General features: G+C 69.9%; 25 protein-coding genes. 14 read left to right on the plus strand and 11 right to left on the minus strand.

Annotation, left to right across the window (positions count from 1 at the left end):
• Nucleotides 1-121: 121 nt before the first annotated feature.
• Entirely contained in the window at nt 122-1,546 is a 1,425-nt protein-coding gene (argH, locus tag AB0H93_RS30100; protein WP_358576837.1) for an argininosuccinate lyase, read from the minus strand.
• Nucleotides 1,547-1,699: 153 nt separating this feature from the next.
• Here argH and AB0H93_RS30105 point away from each other — a divergent pair, with 153 nt between their 5' ends.
• On the plus strand, nt 1,700-2,299 hold the full coding sequence (locus AB0H93_RS30105; RefSeq protein ID WP_358576839.1) for a helix-turn-helix domain-containing protein: 600 nt from the start codon (nt 1,700-1,702) through the stop codon (nt 2,297-2,299).
• Between the two features lie 45 nt (nt 2,300-2,344).
• Here the strand turns inward: AB0H93_RS30105 and AB0H93_RS30110 are convergent, their stop codons facing one another.
• A complete protein-coding gene (locus AB0H93_RS30110; RefSeq protein WP_358576841.1) occupies nt 2,345-2,911 on the minus strand; it encodes a cytochrome P450 in 567 nt (188 codons plus the stop codon).
• Between the two features lie 205 nt (nt 2,912-3,116).
• On the opposite strand from AB0H93_RS30110, the gene AB0H93_RS30115 reads away from it, so the two are divergent.
• Together AB0H93_RS30115 and AB0H93_RS30120 are read left to right on the plus strand one after the other, a co-directional pair.
• Nucleotides 3,117-3,359, plus strand: a complete 243-nt coding sequence (locus AB0H93_RS30115) for a hypothetical protein (protein ID WP_358576843.1) — start codon at nt 3,117-3,119, stop codon at nt 3,357-3,359.
• Between the two features lie 261 nt (nt 3,360-3,620).
• The gene (locus AB0H93_RS30120) at nt 3,621-4,097 is read left to right on the plus strand and encodes a nitroreductase family deazaflavin-dependent oxidoreductase (RefSeq protein WP_358576846.1); all 477 of its coding nucleotides are present in this window, start codon (nt 3,621-3,623) and stop codon (nt 4,095-4,097) included.
• A gap of 133 nt (nt 4,098-4,230) precedes the next feature.
• Here the strand turns inward: AB0H93_RS30120 and AB0H93_RS30125 are convergent, their stop codons facing one another.
• Entirely contained in the window at nt 4,231-4,653 is a 423-nt protein-coding gene (locus tag AB0H93_RS30125) for a hypothetical protein (protein WP_358576848.1), read from the minus strand.
• 117 nt (nt 4,654-4,770) lie between these two features.
• A complete protein-coding gene (locus AB0H93_RS30130; protein WP_358576851.1) occupies nt 4,771-5,394 on the minus strand; it encodes an SRPBCC family protein in 624 nt (207 codons plus the stop codon).
• 209 nt (nt 5,395-5,603) lie between these two features.
• On the opposite strand from AB0H93_RS30130, the gene AB0H93_RS30135 reads away from it, so the two are divergent.
• A complete protein-coding gene (locus AB0H93_RS30135; protein ID WP_358576854.1) occupies nt 5,604-6,248 on the plus strand; it encodes a TetR/AcrR family transcriptional regulator in 645 nt (214 codons plus the stop codon).
• A gap of 224 nt (nt 6,249-6,472) precedes the next feature.
• Here the strand turns inward: AB0H93_RS30135 and AB0H93_RS30140 are convergent, their stop codons facing one another.
• The 6 genes from AB0H93_RS30140 to AB0H93_RS30165 all read right to left on the minus strand — a co-directional run bounded on the left by AB0H93_RS30140 (nt 6,473) and on the right by AB0H93_RS30165 (nt 12,435).
• Complete coding sequence (locus tag AB0H93_RS30140) at nt 6,473-6,625, minus strand: hypothetical protein (RefSeq protein WP_358576856.1); 153 nt, start codon at nt 6,623-6,625, stop codon at nt 6,473-6,475.
• Between the two features lie 20 nt (nt 6,626-6,645).
• Nucleotides 6,646-8,028 (minus strand): NAD-binding protein, encoded by a 1,383-nt coding sequence (locus AB0H93_RS30145; RefSeq protein ID WP_358576858.1) that lies wholly within the window; start codon nt 8,026-8,028, stop codon nt 6,646-6,648.
• A 150-nt stretch (nt 8,029-8,178) separates the two neighbouring features.
• A complete protein-coding gene (locus tag AB0H93_RS30150) occupies nt 8,179-9,363 on the minus strand; it encodes a serine hydrolase (protein ID WP_358576860.1) in 1,185 nt (394 codons plus the stop codon).
• Nucleotides 9,364-9,389: 26 nt separating this feature from the next.
• Complete coding sequence (locus AB0H93_RS30155) at nt 9,390-10,970, minus strand: amidohydrolase (protein ID WP_358576862.1); 1,581 nt, start codon at nt 10,968-10,970, stop codon at nt 9,390-9,392.
• Nucleotides 10,957-12,000 carry an APC family permease gene (locus tag AB0H93_RS30160; RefSeq protein ID WP_358576941.1) on the minus strand — a complete coding sequence of 348 codons (1,044 nt, stop codon included), beginning with the start codon at nt 11,998-12,000 and terminating at the stop codon, nt 10,957-10,959. Before AB0H93_RS30160 ends, AB0H93_RS30155 begins: the two co-directional genes overlap by 14 nt.
• Nucleotides 12,001-12,009: 9 nt before the next feature.
• On the minus strand, nt 12,010-12,435 hold the full coding sequence (locus AB0H93_RS30165) for a hypothetical protein (protein ID WP_358576865.1): 426 nt from the start codon (nt 12,433-12,435) through the stop codon (nt 12,010-12,012).
• Between the two features lie 81 nt (nt 12,436-12,516).
• On the opposite strand from AB0H93_RS30165, the gene AB0H93_RS30170 reads away from it, so the two are divergent.
• The 8 genes from AB0H93_RS30170 (at nt 12,517) to AB0H93_RS30205 (ending at nt 20,252) form a co-directional block, all read left to right on the plus strand.
• On the plus strand, nt 12,517-13,164 hold the full coding sequence (locus AB0H93_RS30170; protein WP_358576868.1) for a TetR/AcrR family transcriptional regulator C-terminal domain-containing protein: 648 nt from the start codon (nt 12,517-12,519) through the stop codon (nt 13,162-13,164).
• A 674-nt stretch (nt 13,165-13,838) separates the two neighbouring features.
• A complete protein-coding gene (locus AB0H93_RS30175; RefSeq protein WP_358576870.1) occupies nt 13,839-15,185 on the plus strand; it encodes a DUF1932 domain-containing protein in 1,347 nt (448 codons plus the stop codon).
• Nucleotides 15,185-16,606, plus strand: coding sequence for a TRAP transporter large permease subunit (locus AB0H93_RS30180; RefSeq protein ID WP_358576872.1), 1,422 nt, complete (start codon nt 15,185-15,187; stop codon nt 16,604-16,606). Before AB0H93_RS30175 ends, AB0H93_RS30180 begins: the two co-directional genes overlap by 1 nt.
• Nucleotides 16,607-16,628: 22 nt before the next feature.
• The gene (locus AB0H93_RS30185) at nt 16,629-16,928 is read left to right on the plus strand and encodes a hypothetical protein (RefSeq protein WP_358576874.1); all 300 of its coding nucleotides are present in this window, start codon (nt 16,629-16,631) and stop codon (nt 16,926-16,928) included.
• Nucleotides 16,921-17,907: a cyclase family protein gene (locus AB0H93_RS30190; protein WP_358576876.1), complete on the plus strand. Its 987-nt coding sequence runs from the start codon at nt 16,921-16,923 to the stop codon at nt 17,905-17,907. Before AB0H93_RS30185 ends, AB0H93_RS30190 begins: the two co-directional genes overlap by 8 nt.
• A 132-nt stretch (nt 17,908-18,039) precedes the next feature.
• Nucleotides 18,040-18,771 (plus strand): IclR family transcriptional regulator, encoded by a 732-nt coding sequence (locus AB0H93_RS30195; protein WP_358576878.1) that lies wholly within the window; start codon nt 18,040-18,042, stop codon nt 18,769-18,771.
• A 287-nt stretch (nt 18,772-19,058) separates the two neighbouring features.
• On the plus strand, nt 19,059-19,622 hold the full coding sequence (locus AB0H93_RS30200) for a dihydrofolate reductase family protein (protein WP_358576880.1): 564 nt from the start codon (nt 19,059-19,061) through the stop codon (nt 19,620-19,622).
• A gap of 57 nt (nt 19,623-19,679) precedes the next feature.
• Nucleotides 19,680-20,252, plus strand: coding sequence for an IS5 family transposase (locus AB0H93_RS30205; protein ID WP_358576882.1), 573 nt, complete (start codon nt 19,680-19,682; stop codon nt 20,250-20,252).
• A 127-nt stretch (nt 20,253-20,379) separates the two neighbouring features.
• On the opposite strand, the gene AB0H93_RS30210 is transcribed toward AB0H93_RS30205, so the two are convergent.
• Nucleotides 20,380-21,018 carry a TetR/AcrR family transcriptional regulator gene (locus AB0H93_RS30210; RefSeq protein ID WP_358576885.1) on the minus strand — a complete coding sequence of 213 codons (639 nt, stop codon included), beginning with the start codon at nt 21,016-21,018 and terminating at the stop codon, nt 20,380-20,382.
• Between the two features lie 110 nt (nt 21,019-21,128).
• Between AB0H93_RS30210 and AB0H93_RS30215 the strand changes: the two genes are divergently transcribed.
• Nucleotides 21,129-22,337: a CoA transferase gene (locus tag AB0H93_RS30215; RefSeq protein WP_358576888.1), complete on the plus strand. Its 1,209-nt coding sequence runs from the start codon at nt 21,129-21,131 to the stop codon at nt 22,335-22,337.
• Nucleotides 22,338-22,382: 45 nt separating this feature from the next.
• Nucleotides 22,383-23,711: an SLC13 family permease gene (locus tag AB0H93_RS30220; RefSeq protein WP_358576890.1), complete on the plus strand. Its 1,329-nt coding sequence runs from the start codon at nt 22,383-22,385 to the stop codon at nt 23,709-23,711.
• The last annotated feature ends 56 nt before the right edge of the window (nt 23,712-23,767 follow it).

A 23,767-nucleotide genomic window follows, 5' to 3' on the forward strand; every position in this document is an offset into this window, starting at 1 on the left:
CCGCGATTCACAGTGGCGGTTGCGTTCAGCCCAATCTCCCGTTGCGTGGTTTCTCGTGGCTGGTTTGCGTCACGGTCCCCTGGGGTGCGGTTGAGGAGGGCTGAGGTTGACACAGGGCTACTCATGACCTCGGCCCCTCGTACGCGGCGGACCACCCGCGCTGCGCGGCCGTGACGGCCGCCAGCCGGTCGATCTGCTCGACGACCCGGTCCGGAGCGGTCCCGCCGTAGCCGGTGCGGGCCGCCACGGCCGCCTCCGGTGTCAGCCGATCCCGCACCGCCGGCGTCAGCCGCTCGTCCACGGACCGCAGGTCGGCGTCCGTCACCTCCTCCAGCTCGATGCCCCTGTCCTCGCACAGCTGCACCAGGGCGCCGGTCACTTCGTGCGCTTCGCTGAACGGAACTCCTTGCTCCGCAAGCCAATCCGCCACCTCGGTCGCGAGGGTGAACCCGTCGGTGGCCTGCTCGCGCAGCACGTCCACGTCGACCCGCATCGTTCGCACCATGCCCGCCATCGCGGGCAGCACCAGCGCCAACGTGTCGACGCTGTCGAGCGCGGACCGCTTGTCCTCGGCGAGGTCGCGGTTGTAGGCCAGCGGCAGGGACTTCAGCACCGCCATCAACCCGGCCAGGTCGCCGAGCAGGCGCCCCGCCTTGCCGCGGGCGAGCTCGGCGATGTCGGGGTTCTTCTTCTGCGGCATGATCGAACTGCCGGTGGAGAACCCGTCGTCGAGCACGACCCAGCCGAACTGCCGCGAGGTCCACAGGCAGACCTCCTCGCCCAACCGCGACACGTTGACCGCGAGCATCGAGGTGGCGAACAGGAACTCGGCGACGTGGTCGCGGCTGGCGACGGCGTCGATGGAGTTCTCGCACGGCGCCGCGTATCCGAGTTCGGCCGCCGAGAGTTCCGGTCGCACCGCGACGGAGGAACCTGCCAACGCCGCCGCCCCCAGCGGCGAGCGGGCGCTGCGCCGGTCCCAGTCCTGCAGGCGCTCGACGTCCCGGGAGAAGGACTGCGCGTGGGCGAGGAGCTGGTGGGCGAACACCACCGGCTGCGCCGGCTGCAGGTGCGTGAACCCCGGAGCGATCGACCGGACGTGCTGCCGCGCCTGCGCGATCAGGGCGTCCTGCAGGTCGGCCACCTCGGCGACGATCGTGCGCACCCGGTCCCGGAGGAACAGGCGCAGGTCGTTGGCGGCCTGGTCGTTGCGCGACCGGCCGGACCTGACCTTGCCGCCGAGCGGGCCGAGCCGCTGGAGCAGGACCCGCTCGATGAAGGTGTGCACGTCCTCGTCGTCCGGCGTCGGCGCGACCCGGCCGGCGCGGACGTCCGCGTCCAGCTCGTCGATCGCGGCCAGCACGGCGGTGCACTCGGACTCGTCGAGGATGCCCCCTCGTTGCAGCTCGCGGACGTGGGCCCGGGAGCCGGCGAGGTCGTAGGGGGCCATCCGGTAGTACGACGGGTCGGATCGGGAGAGATCGGTCAGCGCGGGGTCCGACGGCGTGCGAAACCGCCCGCCCCACAAGCGAATCGTGTCAGCCAATGTCCCATCGCCCTTCCCCTGTGCGCCAAGTAACGGGGAGCGTGGCTCCGCGAACACCCGAAGTCAACACTTGTTTTTCATAGGAAACACAGGTTTCATAGGTGCGCGGATGGCAACCTGGAACTCCAGCCCGAGAGCAAGGAGTCCCGACCCGTGGCAGGTACCCACAAGGCACCCACCGGCGAACAGCGCGGCGAAGGCATCGGCGCCCAGCTGAAGGCCATCCGGCTGTCCAGGCGCAAGACGCTCGCCGAACTGGCGGAGCGCAGCGGCCTGACCAAGGGCTATCTATCCAAAGTGGAGCGCGATCAGGTCAACCCGTCGGTGGCGTCGCTGATGCGGCTCTGCGAGGCGCTGGAGGTCTCCGTGTCGACCTTCTTCGCCGCCGCCGCGGGCGAAGTGGTCCGGCACGACGCCTACCCGTCCATCCGCTTCGGCGGCGAAGGCATGCGCGAGTTCCTCCTGACGCCCGAAGGCGAGCGCCGCGTGCAGGCGATCCTGAGCGTGATCGGCCCCGGCGGCGGCAGCGGCGACGAACCGTACGTCCTGCCCACCGGCGTCGAGTTCGTCTTCGTGCTCGAAGGCCGCCTCCGCGTCGTCCTCGCCGGGGAGGAGCTCACCCTGGAAACCGGCGACGCGCTCACCTTCGCCGGGGACACCGCGCACACGTTCACCAGCGTCACCGACGACGGCAGTCCGACCAGGGTCCTCTGGGTCCTCGCCCCGGCGCTCACGACGCCGAAGACCGGCTGAGCGACGGCCGGGTGCGCCGCTGGACCGGACGTGCCGGCCTGGTGCTCACCAGGTCACCGGGAGTGCGATCAGTCCGCCGGTGAGCACGTCCCGGCGCAGTGTCAGCTCCTCGGTGGGAACGGCCAGCCGCATCGTCGGGAACCGGGGAACCAGCTGGCCGAACACCGCCTGGAGTTCGATGCGGGCCAGCGGGGCGCCGATGCAGTACCGCGGGCCGTGGCCGAATGCCAGGTGGTAGGTGGCCCCGCGGGTGATGTCGAAGCGATCGGGATCGGAGAAGGCGGTCCCGTCGCGGTTGGCCACCCCGGAGTGCAGCAGAACCAGGTCTCCTTTGTGGACGGTCACGCCTTCGATGTCGAAGTCGGTCCGGGCGTAGCGGGGAATCCCGTCGCCGCCTCGGCCAGGGGCGCGCAGGATTTCCTCCACGGCGTTCGGCGCCAGGCCGGGTTGTTCCAGCAGCGTCCGCCACTGCGCCGGGTCGGCCAGCAGCAGCAGGGCGCCCATGCCGATCTGCACGACCGTGGTCTCGTGTCCGGCGAACAGCAGGGCCATGGAAAGCATGGCGATCTCGTCATCGCCCACCGAGTCGATGGCGCACAGCCGGGAGATCATGTCGTCGCCGGGATCCCGGCGCTTGCGGGCGACGAGCTGCCGGCCGTAGGCGAACAGGTCGGCGAGCCCCTGTTCGGAGCGCGTCCGGTCGGTGATATCGGCCGCCGCCTGCGTCCACGCGCGGAACTGGTCGCGGTCGTCGTAGGGCAGGCACGCCGATCAGTTCGCAGATCACCAGGATCGGAAGCGGGAGCGCGAGCGCGGCGTGCAAGTCCGCCGGTGGGCCTTGTTCGGCCAAGTCGTCGAGCAGCTGGGCGGTCAGCGCCTCGACGCGGGCCCGCAGCCGGCGCATCTGCCTGGGCGAGAAGTGCGGCTGCAGCAGTGCGCGCATCCTGGCGTGGTCGGCCTGCTCGGTGTCGAAGTCGCCCTGCGGGCCCCCGAACAGCGCGGACTCCCCGGTGCGGGATGCGTGTTCCGGTGGCTGCCGAAGCCGAGGTCAGCCGCATGATCCTCTACCAGCACTTCGACTCGAAGGCCGACCTCTACCGGGCCGTGCTCGACCGCGCCTGCGTCCGGCTCACCGAGGCCGTCGGCGACGATGATTTCGACGACACCAGCATCCCCGCGCTGCTGCGGGCCGCGGGTGGCAGCGACGAAACGCGCGTACCAGTGACCGGGGGTGCGCCTATCATCTGCCAGACAGGGCCCCAGCCCCGAAACCGGCGAAGGCACTGGCGAATCAACCGGCCGAGAGCCGACGGGAGTGAACATGGCCGTGACCGACCGGAAACCGCGTGGCGCGCTGCGCATCCTGCTGCGCGCGCCGATCTGGCTCTACCGGGCGAGACTCGGGTGGCTGGCCGGGCACCGGTTGCTCTACCTGGCCCACCGGGGCCGGCGAACCGGCGCCCGGCGGGAAGTGGTCGTGGAGGTCGTGGGCTACGACCCGGAGGTCCCGGAGGTCGTGGTGGTGGCGGCGTGGGGCAAGAACCCCGACTGGTACCGGAACATCCAAGCGGCGCCGGCCATCGAGGTGCGCCTCGGCGCACGCCGATGGCCGGAGCCCGACCACCGCTTCCTCGAAGGCCGGGAGGTCCAGAAGGTCCTGCTGGCCTACCAGAAGGCCCACCCGAAGGCATGGAAGCGCCTAGCGCCACTCCTCGGCTTCCCGGCAACCCCGGCAGACCCCCGCTGGCCAGAGGTAGCCGAAACCACCCGCGCACTAGCGTTCAAACCATCCCGCTGAACACAGCGGGGATTTCCGTTGGAGCCGAGAGGAATCCGGGTTGCTGCAACCCGTCGCTCGGCTCCTCTCACCAGTCATTCATGAGCCGACTTGGCCGATCGCGGGAGGCATCGGTCGGCTCGACACGATTTCCTCAGGCTGCGTCGTGCCTGCGGGAATCGTCTCCCCCCGCAGGTTCCGTTCGGGGCCGCTCAGCGGCTGGGCGAAGCGGCGGGGGATTCCTGCGCTGGCGGTGGTTGGCTATCGCGACGGCGATGGCCGTGGCGACGATGAGGGTCGCGAAGGCCGGGTTCATGTCCTTGGACAGGCTTGGTGCTCGATCCGGTCCGATCGCCCAGAGGGCCAAGGGTATGGCGTAGACCGCCGCGAGCGCCGCAGCCCACCACCGGAGTGCTCGGAGGCGCGCATCGCTCAGGGTGCCGATCAGCGCGAGCGCGACGGGGACCACCGCCACCATGGCGAACTGGCCGATGATCAGGACCGGCGTGGCCCACGCCGAGATGGTGACGAGCCTTGCGGCGCGGAAGCGGTTGCGGTGCGGTGTTGCGGTGACCATTCGTCTCCTCCTGGGGTCGAGGCGCAATGTGTGGAATCCCTTGCTGCACAACGAAGTTCGCGTTGAGGACGGTCATGAGTCCGGCGCGGGTTCCTCGGCGTGGTCACCGGGGTCGCGTCAGGCGTTGTTCGTCGGGTTGGAGTGGCGGGACTCGGCGGTGGCCTTGAGGGCTACCAGCCATGCCTCCAGGCCCTTTCCGAGGTGATCGGTCGCCAAGGGCACGTCGGCGTCGACCTGCGGGCCGGTGTGGGTTTCCTCGGTGCGCACCAGGACGCCGCCGTTGACCTCGGTGAAGTTCCAGACGTGGACGCCGTCGATGCGCAGTCCGTCGCCGATCGCGGGCCCGGTCCAGCGGATGCACTTGTTGTGCTGCAGCTGCTGGACGGTGGAGGTGATGACCAGCGTCGTGGCGGGGCTGACCGGGGTGGGCGGGACCGGCGTGGTCCACCGGAACTGCGAGTTCTCCCGGAACCGGCCCGGGTCCAGGCGCTCGGCTGTGGCGACGGGCTCCTGCCAGGACGGCCAGCTCGTCACGTCGGTCTGCAGCTCCCAGATCGTTTTCAGCGGTGCCTTGATGAAGGTCTCGGTCCGGTACCGGACCTCGGCGGTGGGATCGACACCTTCGCCCTGGCAGGTCAGCGAAGCCGGGTCGGCTGCGTGACCGCCCGTGGGCCGCCAGGGTGGGGATGACGATGGCGCCGAGGATGCCGGCGGCCAGCGGGATCGCGGCCAGTGCGGCACGTGCACCACCTCGGCGGCGGGGCCGGGCCTGCGGGTTCGGCGAGGTGCTCGGGTGGATGCCGGACATGGTTCTCCTTCTCGTTGGACGCGAGATAGTTAGTGGCATTCGCTTGAGTTAGAAGCTATAACTACGCAGTGTGAGTGTCAATAGAGAAAGTGATAACCTCTAACCAGAGTTGATGGAGCTGTGGCCGGGGAGGGTGACTGCGATGGGTACGGGCGGTACGAGCCCGCGGGAGCGCTACCGGGCCCAGGTGCACGCGGAGATCAAGCAGCACGCGTGGGAGCAGGTGGCCACGACCGGCGTCTCGGCGTTGTCGCTCAACGCGATCGCCAAGCGCATGGGGATGAGCGGCCCCGCGCTGTACCGGTACTTCGCCAGTCGCGACGAGCTGCTCACCGAACTCATCCGCGACGCCTACCGAAGCCTCGCCGATGCCGTCCTGGCGGCCGCCGACTCCGGCGCCGACGTGGCCGGGCTGGCCCACGTCGTGCGGGACTGGGCCCTCGCGGACCCGCAGCGGTACTTCCTCCTCTACGGCACGCCCGTTCCCTGCTACCACGCGCCGCAGGACACCGCGAAGATCACGTCCGAGATGATGGCCGTGCTGATCGACGCCCACACGGCGGCGCTCTCCGCGGAAGCGCCGGCGACACCGTTCGACGCCCATCTCGAAGAACACCGCCATTGGGCCGACGGCTCGGCGCCGACCGCGGCCCTCCGCAAGTCCCTGGCCTTCTGGACCCGCGTGCACGGCGTCGTCTCGCTCGAACTCGCCGGGCACTTCAACGGAATGGGATTCGACCCGGCCCTGCTCTTCCAGCAAGAACTGGACGAACTGCTGGCGCACTGACCACGGCCGCGCCGCTGTTCGTCTCCTGTGGACTGCGCGAACTCGTCATGCTGTCCGCCTCCTAGGTCTCTGTCCGGCATGCCCATGCGGAAGTACGGGTAGCCGCGCGGCCGCGATGGCGGGCGCTGCCCGCGATCTTCACGCCGGCCCTTCGCGGCTAGCGCGTCGGCCTTCGCCGCTCGATCGTCCCTTGTGGATATTCGATTGCTCTCGGCGGGCGGACGTCAGTTGTAGCCCAGGATCAGGTGGCTCTCTTCGTGGTCGTAGAACGTCGCTTCGGGGTTCTCCTGGCGCGGCGTCGACCCCGGCTTGGTGTCGGTCGTGCCGCCCGCCGAGGCGGGGCTCGTCGCGGTGTCTACATGGGACTGCTGGGGCATCGTGTTGACCTTCCTCGACTTCAGTTCGCGGACATGGTGACGTTCTCGATGGGGCGGGACGCCCATTGCGCGAGGTCGACCACGAGGTCGTCGTCGAACAACGCGCAGGTGCGGTCGAGCAGGGTGAAGACGCTCAGCGGTTTCAGGCCGAGCAGCCTTGCTGCGACGAACGGGCCTGCGATGCGGGTGACGTCGCAGACCGCGCCGATGCGGAACAGCGATTTGGATTCGGCCGTGACGTCGTCTCCTCCGGCGCGCAGCACGATTCGCAGCTGAGGCGCGACGGCTCGGGCCGTGACCGCGACGGCGATGTTCTCCAGGCCGTCGGACGAAACCGCCGCCAGTGCCCTGGCTTTCGGCAAGGCGAGGCGTTGCAGCAAGAATCGGTCGCCGCCCCGGCCTAGGACCACGGGGATGCCGAGCTCGCGGGCCAGCGGCAGGCACGGTGCGTGGCGGTCTCGTTCGACGGCCACGACGGGGATTCCCATCGCCTGCAGTTCGCAGCACAGCCGAAGTGCGACCTGCCCGAGGCCGACGACCACGACGTGGTTGCGGCGTGGCACCGCGCGGGAACCGACGATGCCGGTGAGCCGTCGCGACATGAGCCGGTCCACGAAGCCCGCGGTGAACATCGCGGCGAATGCGAGCACGGCGAGCATGGATGCCGCGGAGAGCAGCTTGTACCAGTCGGGGGCGTGTTCGACGGCGGGGGAGGAGCCGACGGTGGTCAGGGTGCGGGTGGCGTGCCAGATCGCGTCGGCCCAGTGCTCGTGCAGGACGGTCCAGGCGAGGGTGCTGTCGAGGGCGAGCACGAGGAGCAGGCCGGCGAATCCGGTGAGCATCGCTCGTGATGAGGTCTCCACCGGCCGGAATTGGCTGCGGAGCAGGTGGAATCGGCTTCGCCACGGCGCGGGCCGGTGCGGCGTCCGGCTGACCCGGGTCCCGTCGGGGGTGTGTTCGACGGCCAGGAGCTGGTCGCCCGAGCGTTGGAGGCTGGCGAGGTTCGGTGTGACGCAGGTGCCCAGCAGCGCTGGCACGATCGCGTCCGTCATTCCGAGCACGGTGCAGTTCGGGACGGTGCGGGTGAGTTCGTCCGCGACCGTGCGGTCGAAGATCGTGACGACCAGCCGTACGCCGGGTGCGAGATGTTCTACGAGCAGGGCGTAGCGCAACGCCACGATGTCGTTGCGGGACACCACAGCCACGCCGTCGACGGAGTCCGGTAGTCGGTGTCGCAGCTCGTCGTCGTCCGGCCGGTGCAGGCGGTCGACGTGGTTTCCCCAGCGCTGGGCGTGATCGGCCACCGATCGGCCCAGGTCCTCGTCGTCGCCGATGACGAGGAGGGTGCGGCCTGTCGGCGGCGTTACCTCGTGCTCGGGCGGCGGGCCTGCGTGGTTGACCATCGATCCGTTCACCGTTCCGTCGGCGCGAGCTTGGGAAGATGTTCCGGAAGATTAGAGTTTCGACGGTCACGAGAAGCTTGTTCGATCGGCTACTGTTGCCCGCACCCGGCTGTCCGGTCGAACAAGCCCCCGCGGCGCGACGACCCGCCGTCAGGTCCCGTCGGCCAGGTGGGCGCTGATCGCCTCGAACATCCGCAGCGACGCGAGGTGCTTCCAGCGTTCCAGCGGGGCCGGCCAGCTGGAGAGCTTCACGCCCACCACGTCGTTCGCGCGGTCGAGGTAGACGAGTTGGCCGTGGATGCCCAGGCACAACGCCACATCGCCGCCCGCTCTGGGGAACCAGAACTTGCTGCGGTAAGCCCCGCCCGGCAGTCCGTGCGCGTCGGCGGCCGCAGCGAAGGCCTCCGCCGCGTCCGGTGCGCCGGTGAAGATGTCCGCCACCCACTGCGCGGGCACCACCTGCTCGCCGGTGAGCGAGGTGCCGTCCGCCAGGATCATCGCGCCGAAGCGGGCGAGGTCGCCGAGAGTGGCGCAGATTCCGCCGTCGAACAGCCCGGTGCCCTCGGAGTCCACGGCGATGAAGGCGTCGTGCTCCGCGCCCAGGCGTGACCAGAGCAGATCCGATGCCAGCCGGTGGAAGCGCTCGCCGGCCGCAGCCTCGCAGACCCAGCCGAGCACGTCGGTTTCCGCGCTGCGGTACTCGAACCGGCCACCGTGCGGGCGATCCTGGCGCAGGGTGGGGAGGAACGCCTTGAGCGACGCGGGGGAGTCGGCGCTGCGTCTCGGCACCCACCCGACCGCTTCGTCGAGGTGCCGCACATCCGAGTCCGGGTCGAGGTAGTCCTCGCAGAACGCGACGCCGCTGCGCATGTCCAGCAGGTGCCGCACGGTGGCATCGGCGTACCCGCTGTCTGCGAGCTCGGGGACGTAGGCGGCCACCGGGGCTTCGGGGTCGACGAGCCCGCGGCCGACCAGCGCCCCGGTCACCGCGGACACCAGCGATTTGCTCACCGACATCAGGAGGTGGCGCGTCGCCGGGGTCATCCCGCCGGCGTACTCCTCGGCGACCACCCGGTTGCGGTGCAGCACCATCCAGCCGTCGGTGTCGCTGGAGCCCACGATGTCGGCCACGGTGCGGGTCGATCCGTCGTCGAGGGCCACGTCCAGCCCGGTGAGGTCGAGCGGGCTGCGCTCCAGCTCGACTGCCGGGCCGCCTCGGGAGATGTCAGCGGTGGGGCCGACTTCGTCCATGTGTTGGAACGACCAGCGGATGAGCTCCGGTTCCTGCCAGTTCCCGAAGGTCACGGGGACGGGCGGGCGGTCCGCTGCGTGCATGTCGAATCCTTTCCGTCGCTGGCCGGTCAGCCGGCCCGGTGGGTGATCAGGCCGGCCGACACGGTGAGCCGGATCGGGGCGTCGGCGAGTTCGTCGGCCGGTGCGTCGACCGGATCGACCGCGAACGCGGTCAGGTCGGCCCGGCATCCCACCGCGATCCGGCCGGCGTGCGACGCGGTGCCGTCCGCGATCGCGGCCTGCGTGGTCATCCCCTCCAGCGCCATCAGGCCGGTCAGCGCCTGCTCGGGGGTCACGGGCGCGATGTCGGTGCCGGGCCGGCGGCGCAGCCGGGCGAAGCCGAGCACCTCGCGGGCGTCGTACCCCGCGATCGGCCAATCCGAGCCCAGCACGAGGATTCCGCCGGATTCGCGCACGTCGCGGCAGCGCCAGGCCCGGTTGGCCCGCTCGGTGCCGAGCCGGGTCGACCACGCGTCGCTGTGGTCGGCCTTGGTGTACGCCGTGTGCGACGGCTGCATGGAAGCCACCAGGCCCGTGGCCACCAGCCGGCGGACCTGGCCGATCGGCAGCGTCTCGAGGTGCTCGATCCGGTGCCGGACACCGTGGGTCTCCACGCCCTGGAAGCCGTCGACGACGTGGCGCACGCCGGCGTCCCCGATGGCGTGGGTCGCGGTCTGCACCTTCGCGGCCGCGAAACGGCGGACCGCCTCGGTGTACTCCTCGGTGTCCAGCCACAACGCGTCGGTGTTCTGGCCGAGGCAGTCGGCGTGCTCCAGCCAGGCGGTGCCGCCCTCCACGGTGCCGTCGATGAAGAACTTCACCGCGGCGACCTCCCACCGCCTGCCGCGCCGGCCCTGGAGCGCGATGCGCTCGTCGATGTCGTCGCCGGGCATGCACCACGGTGCCAGCCGCAGCCGCACCGGCAGGTCGGTCTCGTCCTCGACCTGCGCCAGCAGGTTCAGGGTGCTTTCCGCGCCGTCCATGACGTTGCCGCCGGTGAGCCCGGACGCCGCCATCCCGCCGAGCAGTTCGACGAGCCTGCGCCGCAGTTCGGCGGCGGGCGTCGGCGGGATCACCGCGCGCACCGGCTCCATCGCCGCGTGTTCCAGCAGGTGCCCGGTGGGCCGGCCGAACTCGTCGCAGACGACCTCCGAGCGCTGCCCGAACGTGCGGGGCCCGGTGACCCCGGCGCGCGCCAAGGCGGTTGCGCTCGCCAGCGCCGAGTGGCCGTCGTAGAGGTTGATGAAGACCGGGGCGTTCGGCAGCACCTCGTCGAGGATCCGGTTGGTCACGGGCGTGCCGTCGAAGGCGTTGTGGTCCAACCCGAATCCCGTCACCCAGCCCTCGGGACCGCGCTCCGCGCCGGCCAGCGCCGCGCGCACGTCGTCGAGGTCGCGGCACCAGGACAGGTCGAGGCCGTCGAACGAGGAGATCCCCATGACGGGGTGCATGTGCCCGTCGACCAGGCCCGGCGTCGTGGTCGCCCCGCCGAGGTCGACGACCTCGGTGCCCGGCCCGCGCAGGGCGAGCGCGTCGTCGTCGAGGGCGACGATGCGGTCCCCGCGCACCGCGATCGCGGACGCGGTGGGGCGGGCCGGGTCGAGCGTGCGGACCGTGGTCCCGGTGACGAGGACGTCAGCGGCGCTCATCGGAGAACTCCTCCTCGCAGTTGGTGGCGATGCGGGCGTGGACTTCGGGTCGGTTGCGGCGCAGCCAGGCGCCCCAGCACAGGCCGATGACGGCGACGACCGGGACCGTGGCCAGCAGGACGAAGCTGACGGCGGGCGAGGAGGCCGTCATCAGGTCCATGTGCCAGGCCGCCAGGACGAGCACGCCGATCATGGCCAGCGCGGAGAGGACCGGCGCGACGACGGTCCGCCAGCGGCCCTCGGTGTTGGGGGTGCGGCGGAAGAACGCGACGACGGAGACGGCGGCGGCCACCTGCAGCAGCAGGATGCCGAAGACGCCGGGCGTGTTCACCCAGATCAGCAGGTGCTTGTAGGGGTCGGCGCCGGCGATGGCGAAACCGACGACGATCACCAGGGCCAGCAAGGTCTGCGCGAAACCGGCGACGTACGGCGACCGGGTGCGCGGGTGGACCGCCGCCAGGCGGGCGGGCAGCAGGCCTTCCCGGGTGATGGCCAGCGTGTAGCGGGTCACCGCGTTGTGGAAGGCGACCAGGCCGGCGACGACGCTGGTGATGATCAGCAGGTGCATCACCTTGGTGAACCAGGCGCCCAGGTAGGTGTCGGAGGCGTTGAAGAAGAGGCCGACCGGGTCTGCGGCCGCCGCGGCGACGATGCCCTGCGCGCCGTAGGCCTGGACGATGCTCCACACGATGAAGGCGTACGTCACGGCGAGGACCGCTACCGCGATGTAGATCGCCCGCGGGATCGTGCGGCGCGGCTCGCGGGTCTCGGAGCCGTAGATGACGGTCGCCTCGAAACCCATGAACGCGGCGAACGCCGTTGGCAGGATGCTGGCCATGCCGGGCTCCAAGAGGTGCGACGGCGCGAAGGACTCGAACCCGATGCCCTCGGAGCTGCCGCCCTGCACCAGGATCGCGACGGCGAGCACGAACAGCACGCCGGTCTCGGCCACTAGCATGGCCGCGAGGAGTTTCGCGCCGAAGTCGACGCTGCGGAAGCCGACGTACCAAACCAGTGCGACACCCGCGATCGCGTAGGATCACCAGGGCAGATCGGTGCCGAAGACGTCCAGGAACGTGCTCCGGGTGACGTCGCCGAGCAGGCCGTAAACGCCGATCTGCAGGACGTTGTAGGAGAGCAGCGCTACCAAAGCCGCTGCCACGCCGGCGGTTCTGCCGAGGCCGAGCGCGATGTAGGAGTAGAAGGCGCCGGCATTGCCGACATGGCGCGAGAACGTCGTGAATCCGACGGCGAAGACGGCGAGCACGATACCGGCGAAGAGGTACGCCGCCGGGGCTCCCAGACCGCCGACCAGCACCGCCAGCGGCGCGACGCCGATCATGACCATCAGCGGGGCGGCCGCGGAGACGACGATGAAGACCAGATCGCTCGTCCCGAGCGCGTTGCGCTTCAGGCCTTCGGTGGTGTTTCGAGATGCCCCTTCGCGGGACGTGGGTGTGGACATCGTCCGACTCCCTCGGTTAATCGAAACCGATTAGATTTAGGTTGGCGGTAGCGTACGGGTGGCGACGCCGGATGGGAAGGGGTGAACGTGGTGGGAGCCGCGCAACGACGGGCGGGACGTCCCCGTACGGCGGTGCTGGACCGCCGGCGGATCGGCGAGATGGCGCTGGAGCTGGTCGACGAGGCCGGGGACTTCACGCTCCCCGAGCTGGCCCGGCGGCTCGGGGTCCAGACCGGCTCGCTCTACCACCACGTCGACGGCCGGGCCGGCGTGATCGAACTGCTCCGCGAGCAGATCAGCGACCGGATGGATCCGGTGCCGCTCGAGACGCACCCCTGGGACGTCGCGATGGAGGCCTTCTTCCGTTCCTACCGCGCGGTTTTCGCCGCGCACCCGCGCGTGGTGCCGCTGCTGACCACCGCCACGATCCGCTCGCCCGAGGTCATCGCGGCGTACGACAAGATCGCGGCCAAGCTGGCCGGCAGCGGCATTCCGGCCGGCCGGACGATGGAGATCCTCACCGCGATGGAGAACTTCGTCATCGGTTCGGCGCTGGACCTCGCGGCGCCGGAGGTGATGTGGGAGATCCCGGAAGGGGTCGAAGCGCCGAACCTCGCGGCCGCCCTCGCCGCGCAGGAGACCTCCACCGACCGAGCCGAGCGGGCGTTCGAGGTCGGCATGGCGACCCTGCTCGACGCGGCGCGCGCCGAAGCGGCCGCCTCGCGCTGACGCGCTCGGCACGCGATAGCCGCGGCTATCTGCGCGGAAGTCCGCATGTCGCGGTCGTCCGATCATCCAGTGTGGACCGTTGAGGTGGATGGCCGGCGCCCGGATGAAACGGCGTCGACCGAACGATCTCGCCTTGCGATGTGATCGAGTCGGCTGCCGAAACGTTGCGCTGGCCGAGTCGCATGCGAAGGTAGCTGCCCGAATGGGGGTTCGGCGCGGAAAACCCCGTTGGGTGCAGGATCTAGCTGCTGTCGGTGAAGCTCCGGCGCATCTGTCCTCGTTTTGTCCATTATGGACTTCAATAGCGCTGCGTTGGTGAATCTCCCTGCGCTACGAGGTAATTGCGGCGCGGCGGTGGTTGATCGGTTCAAATATGCCCTCATCGGGCCTGATCGATGGCGAATCGCTGGCGGGCGCCGTGATCGGGGTCGCCGCAGTCGCCTCGCAGTGTCGCCCTTCCTGTCGATGTCGGGGCTGATCGACAACTGCGTTCGCGTGCTGCCAGGTGTGGCGTCGGGGCTGCTGTCGCGCCGGGATCGGCTCGGGCTTGCGTGCCGGCGAGTTCGGGTGCCGAACGGCCCTTCGCTCGAAACCCCCTGTTGACCGGCCTCTCATCTTGTGGCAATACTACCCATACATCGATAAGACTTATCACTGTGTGGAAACGAGGCGTCATGCGAGCTTCGGTGTTGGGACTGGGCGAAGCCGGGAGCCTGTACACTTCCGGCCTGGTCAGGCGGGGGTGGACGGTCTCGACCTACGATCCGGCCGACCACGCGACCCCGGCCGGGGTCGTCAGGGCGGGCACTCCGGAAGAGGCCGTTGACGGCGCTCAGGTGGTCCTGAGCTTGGTGGGTGGTTCAGCAGCGCTGTCCGCGGCGAAGTCCGTTGCGGCGTTCCTCCGGCCCGACGCGGTCTACGCGGACATGAATGCCGGCGATCCCGCGGTGAAGAGGCAGATCGCAGTGGAGGTCGGCGAAGATCGGTTCGCGGATGTCTCGGTGATCGGTTCGGTGCCGGCCCATGGCGCGGCTACGGCCGTGGTCATCAGCGGTGCGGGCGCGCCCGCGGCCGCGCGCGTGTTCGCCGATCTCGGCGCCGAGGTCGACGACATCGGCGGCGACCCGGGAGACGCGGCGGCACGCAAACTCCTGCGCAGCACGTTCATGAAGGGTCTTGGCGCATTGATCGTGGAATCCGTAGCGGCCGGGCGCGCGGCAGGCGCCGAGGAGTGGGTCCGGAAGCAGATCTCCGGCGAGCTCAGCGGCGGCGCAGGTGCGCTCGATCGACTGCACGACGGCACTTTCAAGCACGCCGACCGGCGCTCCGTCGAGACCGAAGCCGCTGCGGAACTGCTCGACTCGCTCGGTCAACGACCCGTGCTGACGCGCGCGGCCACCGAGCTCCACCGCGGCCTGGCCGACGCTGCGCTCGCCCCGATCGAGGACCTCCAGGCCGAGTACGCCGGGCTCGCCGTTGCCAACATCGGCGACGCCCGCGATCGCATGGGCATGCTCGACGGCGGCATCCACGCGCTGTGGAAGGGTGCGAAGCTGGTCGGCAGGGCTCGCACGGTTTGGGTGCGCAGCGGGGACAACTTGGCCGTGCATCGTGCCGTCGCGGCGTCCCGGCCCGGCGAGGTTCTGGTCATCAACGGACAAGGTGACACGAGCCGCGCGCTGATCGGCGAACTGATCGCCGAGCGCGCCAAGGCTCGCGGCGTGGTGGGCATGGTCATCGACGGCGCCGCGCGGGATGTCGTCGAACTGGAGCGCATCGGCTTCGGCGTGTGGGCTCGCGGGCTTTCCCCCGCCGGTCCGTACAAGCACGGTCCTGGGCAGATCAACGTGCCGGTCGCCGTCGGGGGAGTGGTGGTCCACCCGGGCGACGTGGTCGTCGCCGACGACGACGGTGTCGTCGTCGTTCCGGCGGCGGAGGCCGTCGCGAGCCTGCTCGGCGGCCGTGCCGTGGAAGCCGACGAGGCGCAGCGCCGCGCCGCGATCCTCGCCGGGACCGCGTGATGACCGGGGTGTGGGCGCTGGTCGCGTTCGTCGGCGTCATCATCCTCTGGAACGCGGTGTTCAAGCGCAACATCGGGGAAGCCATGATCCTCGGCTTCCTCGCCGTCTGCTCCTTCGCCTTCATCGGCGGGATCGAGGGCGGCGGTTCGCCGCTGTCCGCCATCGGTGCCGCGGTGCTCGACGCCATGCAGGAGGAGGTCACCTTCGCAGGGCTGGCGTTCGTGCTCATGAGCTACCTGCTCACCAAGACCCCGGTCCTGGACAAGCTGATCGACCTGCTGAACTCGGTGTTGGGCCGACTGCGCGGCGGACCGGTCTACACCGCCACCGTGGCGGGCGGCATCTTCGGCGCGATCGCCCACGTCGGCGCCGCGGTGACCGCCGCTGTCGGGTCGGTGACCGTGCCGTGGATGAAGCGCTCCGGGGTCAAACCGGAGCTCGCGGCGACCGTCGTCGCCGGCGGTGCCGGGATGGGGGTGACCTTCCCCTTCTCCTCGACGATGTTCATCCTCGTCGGCGGTCTGGCGGCCCAAGGCATCATGCAGCCCGACGAGATCGTCAAGCCGCTGGCACTGGCCGGGCTGTGGTGCTTGGGCTACCGCCTGGTGCTGGTGTTCTTCCTCGTCCGCCGCAACGGGATCGAGCCGATCTCGGTCGAGGACCGGATGCCGTTCGGGCGGAGCCTGCGCAGCGGGTGGACCTCGGTGCTGCTGTTCGTGCCGATCCTCGTCCCGCTGCTGCTGACCCGCGGCCCGGTCGCCGAGATGCTCGGGACCTACTCCGGCGTGGCCGAGGCGCTGAAGAAGCCGGTCCAGCTCGCCGACGGCACCGCCCTGCCCGCGCAGCCGTACGCGATGCCCGACGTGATCAGCCTGATCACCTGGATTCCGGTCCTGATGATCGCCCTGGTGCTGGTTCTCGGCCGCAAGCACCTGCCTCGCAGCGCAGCCGGCTGGTGGTCCACGCTGGGCAAGGCCGCGCCGTCGTTCGGGGTCATCGGCATCACGATCGTGGCGGCGTTCTCGGCCTCGAACCTGCTCGCCGATCTCGGTCTGGCCGATCAGCTCAAGGCCGTGCTGTCCGGTCTGCAGGCGCCTGCCTGGATCATGGCCATCGCGATCGGCGTGATCATCGTGGCGATCGCCATCCCCCTCACCGCGAGCGCGACCATGGCAGCGGTGGGGCCGGTCGCCGTCGCCGCGCTGGTCGGGGCCGGGATTCCCGCACCGATCGCCGCGGCCGCAGTACTGATCTTCGCCTCGACCGAGGGCGCCTCACCGCCGTCCGGGGCGCCGATCTACGTCGCCTCCGGCATCGCCCGGGTCGACCCGGTCAAGACGTTCATGCCGCTGCTCGGCTACTACTGCCTGCCGATCCTCGGCATGGGTGTCCTGATCGCCACCGGCGCACTACCCGTCTGACCTCGGATCTGAGGGAGCACTGATGAGTTCGACGATGAATCCGCAAGCGCCGACGTCGTCGGCGTCCGGCCCCACCCGCGTCGCGACCGCCATGTTCGTCGTGGCCGTGGTGTTCTTCCTGATCGCCGGCTCGGCCATCGTGATCGGGCAGGCCGTCGCCCTCGCGGCGGGCGACGCCACCGGCGCCCGCCACTGGGCTTCCGCGCTCGCTCCGTACGCGTTCGGTGGCGCCTCCGTGGCAGGCTTGCTGTCGTTCGCCTTGTCCTACCGCGCCGCGGATCGGACCGAGCCCGAAGACGATCGCGAGTCCGAAGATGGCTGAAGCCGGCCCGAAGGCAGACGTGCCCGCATACGCGCAGCTGCGCGGGCACGTTCCGCCGGGATCCAGCTGGGAAGTGTTCGCCGAGGACCCCGAACGCGGGATGGCGAATTTCGCCGGGCCGCAACAGGTCCTCAACGCGCTCGCCACGGTGGACCGGGGCGAGGTCTTCTCCCTCGACCACGCCCTCGACGCGTTCGACCCCCCGATGGCCCGGGCCCGCAAAGCCCCGCACCACGAACTGCTCTCCAGCCACCCGGAAGCCCGCGACGACGTCCTCCGGGAGTTCTACCTGCAGGCCACCTCGCAAGTCGACGGCCTCCGCCACCGACGCGCCTCCGGCCACGGCTTCTACAACGGCGTCGCCGACGACGACATCCGCCCCGGTACCGAGGCGCTGGGAGTGCAGCGCTGGGCCGAGAAACCGATCGTCGGCCGCGGCGTCGTCATCGACATCGAAGGCCTGCTCGCCGACGACGGTCGCCCCCTGGACCACCGGGTCGGACCGGCGCTGGACGTCGACGTGCTGGATCGGGCCCTGCGACGCCAAGGCGAGCAGGTGCACCCCGGGGACGTGGTTCTCGTGCACACCGGTTGGGCGCGCTGGTACCTCGACGCTGACCTCGATGTGCGTGGCGAAGTCCGCGCTGCCCGGCGGGCAACGGGATTCCGGCAGAGCCTGGACCTGCCCGCCTGGCTGTGGGACCACCAGGTCGCCCTGTTCGCCACCGACACCTTCGCGGTGGAGGTCCTTCCCGTCGTTCCCGACAGCCCCTATCTCGACACCGCTCCCGAGGACGCGGGGATGATGCACCAGGAACTCATCGCCAAGCTCGGTGCGCCGCTCGGCGAGCTCTGGAACCTCACCGACCTGGTCGCCGACAGCCGCCGGACCGGGCGGTGGGACGCCCTCGTCGTGGTCAAACCGCTCCACCTCGTCGGCGGGGTCGGGTCGCCGCCCAACGCCACCGCCGTGCGGTGACCGGTCGCACGATCGACCACGGGCCGATTTCGCGGGCATGTTCACCACTGTGTGGAAATATGGGAGGGGAGGTCCTGACCCGGAGGGAGCGCCCACCCACCCATGGAAACGGCAAAGTCGCCCGCGACCAGCATGCGATCGCTCGAGCGCGCCATCGACGTCCTCGAAGTGCTCGACGCGAGCCGGCATGCGTTGCGGCTGAGCGACATCGCCCGCCGCGCCGAACTGCCCGTCGCGACCACGCAGCGCATCCTCAACGTGCTCGAAGCCCGTGGGCGCGTTGAGCGCGACGCCACCGGCTACCGCCCCGGAGTGGGCCTGATCTTCGGGGCGCACGCCTACCTCACCAGCAGCCCGCTGCTCGCCGCGGCCCGGCCGGTGCTGCAGGACCTCGCCGCGGAAACAGGGCTGACCGCGTCGCTGTTCAAACGCATCGGCTGGTCGCGCGTCGTCCTCGCCCGCGTCGACGGAGCACGCCCCCTGCGCTACGAACTCCCCATCGGGGAGCGCCTGCCGCTGCACCTCGGCGCGGGCAAGGCACTCGTCGCCAACATGGGCCCGGAGGAACTCCAGCAGTTCCTCGCGCAGCTCAGCGACCTCACCCGCGCCGATGGAACGACGATCGACCACGACGAGTTCCTCAGCGACCTCAAGCAGATCCGCGACCTCGGCTACTCGCAAGCTCGCAACGAACGCGAGCCGGGCATGGCCTCTGTCGCGGCCCCCGTCGCCGAATCCGACGGCACCACCACATCGGCCGTCCAGGTCTCCGGGCCCCAGGACGACATCCCGCCGGATCGAGTCCCCAACCTGGGCGTCGAAGTCCAGCGCGCCGCCTACGCCATCGCCCGACGCGCCTTCTGACCCAGCACTCGAACTTCGCCGCCGGGCGACCCGTGTTTGATACCCAGGAAGTTCTGGCCCCAGCAAGATCATCGGAGGATTACGCGTGTGCTGTGGTAGTTGAAGGGAGGAGCTTGCGCCGTAGCTAAGGTGGAGCTGTTCGTCGTGATCCGTGGGGATTCGAGTGCGTACGCCACGCTGCGTCCGGAACATGAGGACTACCTGTGCGAGCCGAGAGCTCACACCGATGAGTTCCCTGCGTCGCGCCTGTCTATACGCCTCAGACCGACTGACGGAAGGATGGCGCCATGCGGAAACTGATCTACGGTATGAACCTGAGCCTGGACGGCTACATCGCCGCGCCCGGCGGCGACCTTGGCTGGAGCGAGCCGAGTGACGAGCTGTTCCAGTGGTGGCTCGAGCAGGAGCAGGCGATCGACCTGTTCCTGTACGGGCGCAGGCTGTGGGAGACGATGAGTTCCTACTGGCCGACCGGTGACCAGCAGCCGGGCGCCACTCCGGCGGAGATCGAGTTCGCGCGGAACTGGCGGGACACACCGAAGGTGCTGTTCTCCTCCACGACGATCGACAAGGTCGACTGGAACACCCGCATAGTGACTGGCGACGCCATCGCCGAGATCACCCGGCTCAAGGCCGAGGACGGCGGGCCGATGAGGGTCGGTGGTGCAACGCTGGCCGGGGCGGCCATGCGGGCTGGGCTGGTCGATGAGTACGAGATCGTCACCCATCCGGTCCTGGTGGGCGGCGGCACGCCGTTCTTCACCATGCTGGACAGCTGGGTGAACCTGAACCTGGTGGAGACGCGGGCGTTTCCCGGTGGGACGGTCCTGACCAGGTACGAGAGAATTTGAGCGCGATTCCGCTGCGCGGGTCAGAACTCATCCGCGAAATCACGGCATGATGCGCGGGTGAGTTCGTCGCGGTTTCAGTCGTTGTCTGATGAGCAGTGGGAGCGGATCGAGCCACGGCTCGGCGGCGAGCGTGAACCCGCGGGTCACGGAATCGGCAAGTCGCGTGGCGGGCTGACGAGCAAGATCCACCACGCCGTCGATGGCCACGGGCGTCCGCTGGCCGCGGTCGTCACCGGCGGTCAGCGCAACGACGGCGCCATGCTCGCCGAGGTGCTGGCAGACATCCGTGTCCCCCGCCTCGGGCTGGGCCGACCGCGCACGACACCCGACGCCGTCATCGCCGACCGTGCCTACACATCAGGGGTGAACCGCACGATGCTCGCCCGGCGCGGGATCAAGACCGTGATCCCGCAGAAGAAGGACGAAATCGCCGCCCGCAAACGTAAGGGCTCAGCCGGCGGGCGGCCACCAGCACTGGACGCCGCGACCTACAAGCGCCGCAACGTCGTCGAACGTTCCTTCTCCCTGACCAAACAATGGCGCGGACTCGCGACCCGCTATGACAAACTCGCCATCACCTACCGAGCCGCCGTCGTCCTGTCAGCGTGTATCACCTGGACACGCATTTAGGAGACACGCCTTAGTTGTCCAGTGTGGACTTCTTGGCTAATGAACCGCGTCGAGCTTGCCGACCGCCGGCAGTGGTCGATCCGCGGGCGAAGGCGGCCGTCCCGCGCGATTTCGCCCGCGCACCGGTTCAGGACGTGTGGTCCGGGTCCGCTCCGGGCAGGTCATCGGCCGCGAGTCCGGCGACGAGTCGCTCGTACACGGCGCCGGCTCGCTCGTCGAGCTCGTCGAGCGCGACGCCGAGTTCGCGGGCGATCGTCTCGCGGAAGATGCAGTAGCCCAGGTAGGTGGCCGCGGTCATCGCGTGCAGGACGTCGGCGTCGGCATCCGGCGGGAGCGCGCCGGTCGCGCGGTCGCGGTCGAGCGCCTGCCGAGTCCGTTCCAGCGCGGGGAAGAGCACGAGCTGGTCGTCGCCCTCCAGGGCGAGGAGGGCCTCCAGCTTGGGCAGGTCCGGCTGCTGCAGCGCCGAATGCCACATCGCCGTGCGCCGCTGCGCGAACGGCTGCTCCCAATGCGTGTCGCGGTCGAGCGTCGACTGCTGGAGGAGGCGGGTGATCGCCGCCCGCAGCAGTGCGTGGCGGGAACCGAAGTACTGGTAGATCTGCCCGTGGTTCACCCCCGCTTCCGTGGCGACGTCCCGCAGCGCGACCCCTTCGAGGAGTCCGTCGCGCCGCATGATCCGCAGTGCGGCGTCGAGCAGGTCGGACTCGGTCTCCTCGCGCGAGCGACGCCGTCGGCGGGGCTTCGCCGCGGTGGCCTCGTCGGACATCCGCGCCTCCCGGTCTCTTGACTGCCTTGCCGGACACATCCTACTGTTCCGTTAATAACGAAGCGTTAATAACTAATAGTTAATAACGAGATGCTCGCAGGAGGTGGATGGTGTCGGAGGATCGCCTGCCGCTCGAAGGCATCCGCGTGCTGGACCTGGCAACCGTGCTCGCCGCGCCGGTCACGGCGACGATGCTGGGGGACTTCGGGGCCGAGGTCGTCAAGGTCGAGGAACCCGGTCGCGGCGACTTCACCCGGGAGGGGCCGGGCTCGTCGGCCACCGGGCGCCGCTCGCTGCAGTGGATCCAGGAGGGACGCAACAAGAAGTCCGTGACGATCGACCTGCGGACCGCGCGCGGTCAGGAGCTGGTGCGCGACCTGGTGCCGCACTTCGACGTGGTCGTCATGAACTTCCGCCCGCCCACCACGGAGAAGTGGGGGCTGACCCCGGAGCGCCTCCAGGAGATCAATCCGCGGGCGGTGCTGGTCCTGGTCACCGGTTACGGGATGTCGGGGCCGTTCCGCGACCGGGGCGCCTTCGACCGCATCGCCAGCGCGTACTCCGGGCTCACCTACGTCAGCGGCGAACCCGACGGGGACCCGACCCGCACCGGGTACGCCGTGATCGACTACATGGCCGCCTACCTCGCGGCGTTCGCGACCGTCACGGCGCTGTACGAGCGGGACCGCAACGGCGGCACGGGGCAGATCGTGGATCTGGGCCTGTACGAAGCGGGATTCCGCGCCTCCGAGAATTCGCTGCCGACCTACGCCGCGCTCGGGAAGGTCCGGGAGCGGCAGGGAAACCGGAACCTCCAGGTCGTCCCGGCCAGCGACTTCGACACCGCCGACGGGCGGCGGATCTCGGTGCACGCCGGCACCGACGCGTTGTTCCGCAAGCTGGTGACCGTCCTGGAAATGCCGGAGCTCGCGGCGGATCCGAGGTACGCGACCCGCGACGCCCGCGTCGATCACCAAGATGAGCTGTACGCCGCGATCGCGGCGTGGGCGGGCAGGTTCCCCGCCGATGACGCCGTCCGGATCCTCAACGACGCCGGGGTGCCGGCCTCGCCGATCATGAGCGTCGCCGACATCGCCGCCGACCCGCACTACCGGGAGCGCGGGACGATCACCACCGTCGTGGACGACGACTGGGGCGAGCTGCCGATGGTCGCCCCGCTGCCGCGGCTCAGCAGGACCCCCGGGCGGATCAGGTCTCTGGGGCCGCGCCTGGGGGAGCACACCGACTCGGTGCTGGCAGAACTGCTCGATCTCGACCAGCACGCCGTGGCCGCCCTGCGCGCCGACGGCGTCATCTGACCCGCTCCGCTCCCTCCGCAACGACGCAGAAGGACTTGGCACCGAATGACCCCATCGCTGCTCTCGATCGTGGTGCTCGCCCTGCTGTTCCTCGGCGCCTTCGTGCCGCGCTTCAGCCTGGCCCTCGCGGCCCTCCCCGCCGCCTTCCTGGTCGCGGCCATCGCCGATGTGGACATCGACGAGCTGTTCGGCTTCTTCCCGGTCGACTTCGTCGTCCTGATCGTCGGGATCACCGCGCTGTTCGCCGTCGCCCAGTCCACCGGCACCACCGACTGGCTGCTCGACAACGCAGTGCGGCGCATCGGCGATCGGGTCGCCCTGCTTCCCTTGCTGCTGTTCGGGATCGGCACGCTGATCACCGCGCTGGGCACGCTGCCCGCCGCCGCGATCGCGATCATGGCCCCGATCACCATGGGCCTGGCCGCGCGCCGCGGACTGCCGCCACTGCTCATGTGCCTCGTGATGCTCCACGGCATCATGTGCGGCCTTTTCTCCCCGATCGCGGTGTTCGGGGCAACTGCTCCCCGCCTGCTGGACAAGGCGGACATCCCCGTACCCGCCCACACCTCGCCGGCTTTGCTGCTGGCCTCGGTGGGCACCGGGTTGCTCGCGTGCCTAGCCGCGATGGCCGTAGCGCGGCGGTCTCTCGCGCGGGCCGCGGCCCCGCTCGCCAACGCGACGGACCCGGATCCGGCCGATGCAGCGCCGGCCGGCGCACCCTCCTCGAGCGGCACGGCAACCGCCATCGCGCCCGCGGCCGTCAGAACCGAGGCCCGGGCGGCTGCACCCGAGTGGCTTTCCCGCGCTGCCACGATCACCGCACTGGTCCTGCTCGTCGTCGGCGGGGTCGCATTCAAGCTGAACCTCGGCCTGCTCGGGCTGAGCCTCGCGTTCGTGCTCCAGCTCGTGCTCCGCGTGAAGCCGGCCGACGTGATCGACCGCATCCCATGGGGAATCATCCTGCTGATCGCCGGGGTGCTCACCTACATCGGGCTGATGGAGCACCTCGGCGCATTCGAGCGGGTGTCGGCGGCACTGCAGTTCACCGGCAGCCCCATGCTGTCGCTGCTCGCCGTCTGCGCCGTCACGGGCGTCACGTCGTTCTTCGCCTCCTCGATCGCCGTCATCGCCACCGCGGTTCCGCTCATGGCCCCGCTGGTCGACGCAGGCGTCTCGCCCGTCGGCGCGATCATCGCCATCGCGCTGTCGGCGGTGATCGTCGACGTCAACCCGCTCAGCGGGACCGGCGCCATCATCCTCAGCTCCACCGCGCCCGAGCAGCGGGAAAAGCTCTTTCGCCAGTTGATGGTCTACGGACTCTGCTCGGTCGTCGTCGGCCCACCGCTCGTCTGGGCCGTCTTCGGATGGCTCTAGGAGGAACGCGCGATCAACGAGCCGGGTCTGTCGTCGCCAGAGGATCCGCGAGGCGG

Origin of the sequence: Saccharopolyspora sp. NPDC050642, from assembly GCF_040654735.1 — a bacterium.
Taxonomy (GTDB): domain Bacteria; phylum Actinomycetota; class Actinomycetes; order Mycobacteriales; family Pseudonocardiaceae; genus Saccharopolyspora; species Saccharopolyspora elongata.

What these genes read in the sequence shown, in the direction of transcription:
- AB0H93_RS30140 (WP_358576856.1), bottom strand. Translation starts at nt 6,625, where the DNA reads ATGCCCCAGCAGTCCCATGTAGACACCGCGACGAGCCCCGCCTCGGCG.
- AB0H93_RS30200 (WP_358576880.1), top strand. Translation starts at nt 19,059, where the DNA reads ATGCGGAAACTGATCTACGGTATGAACCTGAGCCTGGACGGCTACATC.
- AB0H93_RS30120 (WP_358576846.1), top strand. Translation starts at nt 3,621, where the DNA reads ATGGCCGTGACCGACCGGAAACCGCGTGGCGCGCTGCGCATCCTGCTG.
- AB0H93_RS30190 (WP_358576876.1), top strand. Translation starts at nt 16,921, where the DNA reads ATGGCTGAAGCCGGCCCGAAGGCAGACGTGCCCGCATACGCGCAGCTG.
- AB0H93_RS30135 (WP_358576854.1), top strand. Translation starts at nt 5,604, where the DNA reads ATGGGTACGGGCGGTACGAGCCCGCGGGAGCGCTACCGGGCCCAGGTG.
- AB0H93_RS30220 (WP_358576890.1), top strand. Translation starts at nt 22,383, where the DNA reads ATGACCCCATCGCTGCTCTCGATCGTGGTGCTCGCCCTGCTGTTCCTC.
- AB0H93_RS30150 (WP_358576860.1), bottom strand. Translation starts at nt 9,363, where the DNA reads ATGCACGCAGCGGACCGCCCGCCCGTCCCCGTGACCTTCGGGAACTGG.
- AB0H93_RS30155 (WP_358576862.1), bottom strand. Translation starts at nt 10,970, where the DNA reads ATGAGCGCCGCTGACGTCCTCGTCACCGGGACCACGGTCCGCACGCTC.
- AB0H93_RS30145 (WP_358576858.1), bottom strand. Translation starts at nt 8,028, where the DNA reads ATGGTCAACCACGCAGGCCCGCCGCCCGAGCACGAGGTAACGCCGCCG.
- AB0H93_RS30210 (WP_358576885.1), bottom strand. Translation starts at nt 21,018, where the DNA reads ATGTCCGACGAGGCCACCGCGGCGAAGCCCCGCCGACGGCGTCGCTCG.
- AB0H93_RS30195 (WP_358576878.1), top strand. Translation starts at nt 18,040, where the DNA reads ATGCGATCGCTCGAGCGCGCCATCGACGTCCTCGAAGTGCTCGACGCG.
- AB0H93_RS30110 (WP_358576841.1), bottom strand. Translation starts at nt 2,911, where the DNA reads ATGATCTCCCGGCTGTGCGCCATCGACTCGGTGGGCGATGACGAGATC.
- AB0H93_RS30175 (WP_358576870.1), top strand. Translation starts at nt 13,839, where the DNA reads ATGCGAGCTTCGGTGTTGGGACTGGGCGAAGCCGGGAGCCTGTACACT.
- AB0H93_RS30165 (WP_358576865.1), bottom strand. Translation starts at nt 12,435, where the DNA reads ATGTCCACACCCACGTCCCGCGAAGGGGCATCTCGAAACACCACCGAA.
- AB0H93_RS30180 (WP_358576872.1), top strand. Translation starts at nt 15,185, where the DNA reads ATGACCGGGGTGTGGGCGCTGGTCGCGTTCGTCGGCGTCATCATCCTC.
- AB0H93_RS30185 (WP_358576874.1), top strand. Translation starts at nt 16,629, where the DNA reads ATGAGTTCGACGATGAATCCGCAAGCGCCGACGTCGTCGGCGTCCGGC.
- AB0H93_RS30125 (WP_358576848.1), bottom strand. Translation starts at nt 4,653, where the DNA reads ATGGTCACCGCAACACCGCACCGCAACCGCTTCCGCGCCGCAAGGCTC.